Annotated in this window: 4 protein-coding genes; all 4 read right to left on the reverse strand. The window is 44.9% G+C overall.

Going from position 1 to position 6086, the window contains the following annotated elements:
• Nucleotides 1-408 (reverse strand): GNAT family N-acetyltransferase (locus OQV04_RS23185; protein WP_332643012.1); only part of this gene is annotated, 408 nt, incomplete at its 3' end.
• Between the two features lie 171 nt (nucleotides 409-579).
• On the reverse strand, nucleotides 580-3450 hold the full coding sequence (locus tag OQV04_RS23190) for a valine--tRNA ligase (RefSeq protein WP_272678915.1): 2871 nt from the start codon (nucleotides 3448-3450) through the stop codon (nucleotides 580-582).
• A gap of 36 nt (nucleotides 3451-3486) precedes the next feature.
• Nucleotides 3487-3936 (reverse strand): DNA polymerase III subunit chi, encoded by a 450-nt coding sequence (locus tag OQV04_RS23195; RefSeq protein WP_034782118.1) that lies wholly within the window; start codon nucleotides 3934-3936, stop codon nucleotides 3487-3489.
• 466 nt (nucleotides 3937-4402) lie between these two features.
• A complete protein-coding gene (gene pepA, locus OQV04_RS23200) occupies nucleotides 4403-5914 on the reverse strand; it encodes a leucyl aminopeptidase (RefSeq protein WP_042845685.1) in 1512 nt (503 codons plus the stop codon).
• Between the last annotated feature and the right edge of the window lie 172 nt (nucleotides 5915-6086).

Genomic DNA, 6086 nt, shown 5'->3' on the forward strand with positions numbered 1-6086 from the left:
GTATAGCTTAATTGCGGCTTGTAAGTCTTTGGTGGTTTCTAAATAGCAACGGGTATAACCTTGTTGTTTCGCAAACTCCAGTGACATCTGCACAATTTTTTTGGCTAAGCCTTTGCCACGTAATACGGAAGATAAATACATTTTCTGTAATTCCGCTGTTTCGTTATCGCCGCCTGCCAGTTGTGAAACACCGCCGCCACCGACAATTTCCCCATCCATTTCTACCACCCAATAAGCGCTACGGGGTTTGTTGTATACCTCAAATAAGGTATCTAAGATGGGGTCTGCAACGGCAAAGCCTTTATCTGCAGTTAAACCATGTTCAGCAGAAACTTCACGGATCACCGCGGCAATCCCTGCATTATCTTGTTGTTCAATAAGTCGAACGTTATAGTTTTGTGTTGTCATGTGAAACTCTTGATTATTATTGTGTACAACTCAGTGTAGAGAGAACCAGAAGGGAACTTCAATCTGAGAACTGCGAACGCAGTCGTTTGATGATACTCGAATTATTCAGCAAGAAAAAGCCCTTATTAGTAAACCAATAAGGGCTTTCAAGTCGGCTAAATTAATGAACCGTTATAAAGAGGCAATTGTCACTTTTTGCGCTTCAATTTTCGCTTTCGCTTCAATATTAGCGGTTAAACGCTCACGCTCTTTTTCCACTACCGCAGCAGGTGCACGGCTTACAAAACCTTCATTTGCCAGTTTGTTTTCAATGGTTTCGATCTCTTTAATCACTTTTTCCAGCTCTTTATCTAAACGAGCCAGTTCGGCGTCTTTGTCTACTAGACCCGCCATTGGGATCAGTAACTCAGCACCACCAACTAATTTGGTGACAGATATAGGCGCTTCTTCACCTTCAGTTAATACTGAGATGCTTTCTAAGCGAGCCATTGACTTGATAAAGTTCTGGTTTTCATCGACACGACGTTTCGCATCGGCAGAAGCACCACGCAGCATTACATCGAGCGGTTTACCTGGGGAAATATTCATTTCAGCACGAATATTACGCACGGCGATAATCGCTTCTTTGATCCACTCAAGGTCACTCAGCGCGAGTTGATCCACTTTAGCCGCATCGAACTCAGGGAACGCTTGTAGCATGATAGTATCAGCGTCGATACCTTTCACTACTTTGACGCGTTGCCAGATGGTTTCAGTGATAAACGGAATGATAGGATGCGCAAGGCGCAGTAAGCCTTCTAATACCTCAATTAAAGTGAAACGAGCCGCACGAACTTGTGCTTCGTTACCTTTATGAACCGCAGGTTTAGACAGCTCTAAATACCAGTCACAGAACTCGTTCCATGTGAAATCATACAGAATACCCGCTGCGATATCGTAACGGTGAGTGTCTAACGCATCGCGGTAAGCTTTCACTGTCTGATTAAATTGTGCCATGATCCAGCGGTCAGCGAGTGAAAAGCTCATCTCTCCGCCGTTTTGGCCGCAATCTTGACCTTCCGTGTTCATCAACACGAAACGGCTCGCATTCCAGAGTTTATTACAGAAGTTACGGTAACCAGACAGGCGTTTCATATCCCAGTTGATATCACGACCTGTTGACGCTAATGCCGCTAAAGTAAAGCGCAGTGCATCGGTTCCGTGGGCTTCAATTCCTTCTGGATACTCTTTACGGGTGCGTTTAGCGATCTTTTCAGCCAATTGTGGCTGCATCATGTTGCCTGTGCGTTTTTCGAGTAAATCTTCCAGAGAAATACCGTCAATCATATCCAGTGGGTCAATAACGTTCCCTTTGGATTTCGACATTTTTTGGCCTTCTTCATCGCGGATCAGGCCTGTCATGTAAACAGTTTTAAATGGAACTTGTGGCTCGCCATTTTCATCTTTAATGAAATGCATGGTCATCATGATCATTCGGGCGATCCAGAAGAAAATAATATCAAACCCACTGACTAATACATCGGTTGGATGGAAAGTTTTCAGTGCATCTGTATTTTCTGGCCAGCCGAGGGTGGAGAATGTCCACAAGCCGGAAGAGAACCAAGTATCTAGAACGTCATCATCTTGACGTAGTGTGATATCTGCCCCTAAGTTGTTTTCACGGCGAACTTCGTCTTCGTCACGACCTACGTAGACGTTGCCTTTTTCGTCATACCACGCGGGGATGCGGTGACCCCACCACAATTGGCGAGAAATACACCAATCTTGGATATCACGCATCCACGAGAAATACATGTTTTCGTATTGGTGAGGAACGAACTGAATACGACCGTCTTCGACAGCTTTGATGGCATCACGGGCTAAAGGCTCAGTACGTACATACCATTGGTCAGTTAGCATTGGCTCAATAACGACACCACCACGATCGCCATAAGGGACGGTGAGGTCATGAGGTTTCACCTCAACGAGTAGGCCTAATTGCTCAAACTCTGCCACAATAGCTTTACGTGCTGCAAAGCGCTCCATGCCACGGTATGCTTCAGGCATTTCGCTGCTATAAGCGGTTGATGGGTTACCGTTAGTATCGAAAACTTCAGCTTCGCTACGTACGTTACCATCTAAATCCATCATGTTAATCATCGTTAACTGATGGCGCTTACCGACTTCGTAGTCATTAAAGTCATGAGCTGGGGTGATTTTCACGCAGCCCGTGCCTTTTTCCATATCGGCGTGCTCGTCACCAACAATAGGAATACGGCGGTTAACAATTGGTAGAATAATTTCTTTACCAATCAAATCTTTATAGCGAGGATCTTCTGGGTTAACAGCAACGCCAGTATCTCCCAACATGGTTTCAGGACGTGTAGTAGCAACGACTAAATAGTCTTTGCCTTCGGCGGTTTTTGCCCCGTCAGCTAATGGGTAACGCAGGTGCCACATAGAACCTTTAACTTCACGGTTTTCAACTTCTAAATCAGAAATTGCGGTGTGCAGTTTTGGGTCCCAGTTAACAAGGCGCTTACCACGGTAAATTAAGTTTTCTTTGTAGAGACGAACGAAAGCTTCTTTAACAGCTTTAGATAAGCCTTCATCCATGGTGAAGCGTTCGCGTTCCCAATCAACAGAGTCGCCTAGCCGACGCATTTGTTGAGAAATAGTGCCGCCAGATTCTGCTTTCCATTCCCAAATTTTGTCAATAAATGCATCACGGCCGTAATCGTGACGGTTTTTGCCTTCTTCTGCCGCAATTTTACGCTCAACGACCATTTGAGTCGCGATACCTGCGTGGTCAGTACCTGTTTGCCATAAGGTATTTTTACCTTGCATACGTTGGTAACGGATCATGGTATCCATGATGGTTTGTTGGAAGGCATGCCCCATATGCAGGCTACCAGTGACGTTCGGTGGTGGAATGACGACACAGAAGCTATCTTGGGTGGTATCCCCATTAGGTTTGAAATAACCGCTTTTCTCCCAGTGAGCATACAGTGATTGCTCAATTTCTGCGGGGTTATAGGTTTTATCGAGCGAAGGCTCATTCATTGGGCTATCTGGTTTCTTTTCCATTATCTTTTGTATTCAGTAAGTTGGCGGCGCCGCCATAGTCAAATTGAAGCCGACGCTACGGTATATTTTGTACCGCTCACGCGCCAACTGTTTTAAAGTTTCATCAATAGGTACGAAGTCTATCACTTCATGGAAAGCCGTGGCAAAATCTGCGAACTGATTTTGTAAATTAATCAGTATATCACGTGGCGTATTTCCCCGTTTGGCAGGCCAACAAATTTCAATAGGCGCACCATAACGAGGGCCTTCACCCGCTAAATTATGGGGAACAAACTGATGTGGATCACGCTGCCACAAGGTTTCATCTATTTTTTCTGCCTGTTGCTGCGTTTCGCAAGCAATCAGAACTCGCTTCCCATTACGCCACAATTGAGCAGCAAGCTCGCAAGCTAGCCATTCATGGGCTTCAAGATCAGGAAGCGGTGAGGCTTGTGTTAGTTGGTAAAATGTACCTTTTTTCATATACCCATTATACCCGTCATACTTCAGTTTGTAGGGGTGTTGGCTACGCTCTTTCGCCTTAGTCACATACTTATGTATGCTCCTAAGGTCTCAGTCGCTTGCCGCCTACCTACAAACTGAATTATCTAGGGTATAGCTTAAATCGCTACCCTTCAATTTGCAGGGGTGTTAGCTATGTTTTTCGCCTTAGTCACCTACTTAGGTATGCTCCTAAGGTCTCAGTCGCTTGCCGCCTACCTACAAACTGAATTATCTAGGGTATAGTTTAAATCGCTACCCTTCAATTTGCAGGGGTGTATTTTGGTAACCAAGCGCAGTATATATCTATGCTTAATTATATCCTTTTTTATAGCTGCCTCAAAATGGCTTTCTCAGTGCCTTGAAAACCAAAAAACAATATCCCGAATCACTATTGCTCATCGGGATATTTTTATGGACGAGATACAGCTAAATCATTTAAATGGGATTACTCATCACCATTTAAACCCGCGCGGTTTAGTAAAAACTGCGCTAGCATCGCGACCGGACGACCAGTAGCCCCTTTCGCGGCACCTGAACGCCAAGCGGTACCTGCAATATCAAGGTGTGCCCAGTTATATTTAGTGGCAAAGCGAGATAGGAAGCAGCCAGCGGTAATTGCACCTGCTGGACGACCACCTGTATTCGCTAAATCAGCAAAATTAGGGGTGATTTGGTCAAAATACTCATCCGCTAGTGGTAAGCGCCATGCACGGTCACCCGCTTGTTCCGAGGCATTTAACAGCTCATGAGCTAGTGGATTATGGTTTGACATCAACCCTGTATAATGGCTACCTAACGCAATTACACAAGCCCCTGTTAAGGTAGCGATATCAATAACCAGCTCAGGTTCAAAGCGTTCAACATAGGTGAGTGCATCACACAGAACTAACCGACCTTCCGCATCAGTATTAAGTACTTCAACGGTTTGCCCTGACATGGTAGTTAAAATATCGCCGGGACGATAAGCGCGACCACCAGGCATGTTTTCACAACCTGCTAGTACCCCAATCACATTGATTGGAAGTTGCAATTCAGTGATAAAACGCATCACGCCATACACACTTGCCGCACCACACATGTCGTATTTCATTTCATCCATGCCTTCGCCTGGTTTGATTGAAATACCACCTGAGTCAAAGGTTAACCCTTTACCGAGCAGAACAATTGGCTTGCTGTCCGCATCTGGGTTGCCTTTATATTCCATAATGGACATCAGTGATTCATTTTGTGAACCTTGACCCACTGCTAGATAGGCATTCATTCCCAGCTCTTTCATTTGCTCTTCACCAATCACACGAGTGGTTAGTTTGCTATCTGAAATATCTGCTAGTTGACGAGCTTGAGAGGCTAAGTAACCGGCATTACAAATGTTTGGTGGCATGTTACTTAAGTCTTTCGCAGCTTTAACCCCTGAAGCAATGGCTAAGCCATGGGAAATCGCGCGCTCACCACTGGTCAATTCACGGCGTGTTGGGACATTAAACACCAGTTTGCGTAGTGGGCGACGGTGCTCTGTTTTATTACTTTTTAGTTGGTCAAACACATACAGCGATTCTTTTGCTGTTTCGACTGCTTGACGTACTTTCCAGTAGTTATTGCGGCCTTTTACATGTAATTCAGTTAAGAAACATACGGCTTCCATTGAGCCTGTTTCATTCAGAGTACTAATTGTTTTCTGAATAATTTGTTTAAATTGGCGTTCATCTAATTCGCGCTCTTTACCACAACCGATAAGCAGAATGCGTTCAGACAGAACATTTGGTACATGATGGAGTAGCAGGGATTGCCCTACTTTACCCTCAAGTTCGCCGCGGCGCAGCAGGGCGCTGATATATCCGTCACTAATTTTGTCCAGCTGTTCAGCAATTGGGGACAGACGGCGTGGTTCAAAGACTCCGACAACAATACATGCACTGCGTTGTTTTTCCGGGCTACCACTTTTTACACTAAACTCCATGCGTTCTCCTGAATCTTAAAGACAAAGGCCGATGCTCCCGCTAGAATTAGCGTTTCGCATGATCTACCTCATAGAGAATGAACTCTTTATGTTAAACTGACCATCTATACGCGAAATAAACCAAGTTGTATGCTGTTTATCGCGATACAACTACGAAGTATGGCGAGTATAT

The sequence above is a fragment of the Escherichia sp. Lx600-2 genome (genome assembly GCF_036662595.1).
In the GTDB taxonomy this organism is placed as follows: domain Bacteria; phylum Pseudomonadota; class Gammaproteobacteria; order Enterobacterales; family Enterobacteriaceae; genus Escherichia; species Escherichia coli.